Genomic DNA, 1,399 nt, shown 5'->3' with positions numbered 1-1,399 from the left:
TGAAGGTGCAGGCCGCCATTCAGGGCGAGCAGGTGCGTGTCACCGGCAAGAAGCGTGACGACCTGCAAGAGGCGATTGCAGCCCTGCGCGCCAAGGAATTCGACATGCCGCTGCAGTTCAACAACTTCCGCGACTGATGCAGGTGCTACCCGGAACCCTGATGGCCTGATGATGTCCATGGGGGCCGGGGCTGCGCAAACAGGCGCGGCCTGTTTTACCGTGTACTTGCCGCTCGGCATCAGGAGATGAGTATGGATTTGAACGCTGAAGTCGATCAGCTGGTCCGCCAATCCCAGACGTGGGTCCCCTTGATCATGGAATACGGCAGCCGTGTGCTGCTTGCGCTGCTGACCCTGGCGGTCGGCTGGTGGATCATCAACAAGGTCAGCGCGCGCCTGGGCAAGCTGGTTGGCCTGCGCAATGCCGACCTGGCATTGCAGGGCTTTATCAGCACCTTGGCCAATATCGTGCTGAAGGTGCTGCTGATGGTCAGCGTCGCCTCCATGATCGGCATCGAGACAACCTCCTTTGTCGCGGCCATCGGTGCTGCAGGCCTGGCCATCGGCCTGGCGCTGCAAGGCAGCCTGGCGAACTTCGCCGGTGGCGTGCTGATCCTGATGTTCCGCCCGTTCCGCATCGGTGACTGGATCGAGGCGCAGGGCGTGGCCGGCACCGTCGACAGCATCCAGATCTTCCACACCGTGCTGCGTACCGGTGACAACAAGACGGTGATCATGCCCAACGGCAGCCTGTCCAACGGTATCATCACCAACACCAACCGCCAGCCTACGCGCAAGGTGGTGTTCGACGTGGGTGTGGACTATGAGGCCGACCTGCAGAAGGCCCGCAACGTGTTGCTGGAACTGGCGCAGGATCCACGCGTGCTGGCAGACCCGGCACCGCAGGCGGTGATCTCGACGCTGGGTGACAGCTCGATAACCGTGTCGCTGCGCATCTGGACCAAGACTTCGGATTATTGGGACGTGATGTTCATGCTCAACGAGCATGCCCGTGACCGGTTGAAGGCGGAAGGGATCGATATCCCGTTTCCGCAACGGGTGATTCGCGTGGTGCAGGAGACTGCAACGCAGTAACACCGTAGTGAAACCGGGGCCCAAACGGCCCCGTTTTTACACTTGTTCACAGCAATTTCCCGGCATATCTGGCATATAGGCTGACCCCTCCTGCCACACCCGATACGCCATCATGAAGCCATTGCTGTACATCACCCCGCTGCGCGCCTTGCTGTTCGGCCTGACCCTGGCACTGTTCGAGCTGCTGACCTACCTGGCCAGCGACGCCGTCATGCCGGCCATGCCGGTGGTGGTTGGCGACCTCGACGCCAGCCCTGAATACATCCCCCATGCCCTCAACCTGTATCTGCTGGGTGGCGTGGTCC

Annotated in this window: 2 protein-coding genes and 1 pseudogene; all 3 read left to right on the top strand. The window is 61.5% G+C overall.

The window, feature by feature from the left end:
• On the top strand, positions 1-137 hold a 137-nt coding region (locus HP547_RS26190; RefSeq protein WP_172288302.1), incomplete at its 5' end, for a DUF520 family protein.
• Between the two features lie 114 nt (positions 138-251).
• Positions 252-1,094 carry a mechanosensitive ion channel family protein gene (locus tag HP547_RS26185; protein ID WP_172221042.1) on the top strand — a complete coding sequence of 281 codons (843 nt, stop codon included), beginning with the start codon at positions 252-254 and terminating at the stop codon, positions 1,092-1,094.
• 112 nt (positions 1,095-1,206) lie between these two features.
• Positions 1,207-1,399: pseudogene (locus HP547_RS26180) on the top strand (MFS transporter); the annotation flags it as partial.

The sequence above is a fragment of the Pseudomonas sp. CM27 genome (assembly GCF_013179515.1).
Taxonomy (GTDB): Bacteria; Pseudomonadota; Gammaproteobacteria; order Pseudomonadales; family Pseudomonadaceae; genus Aquipseudomonas.
The sequence above is the reverse complement of the archived record's forward strand: the minus strand, read 5'-3'. Positions and strand labels throughout refer to the sequence as shown.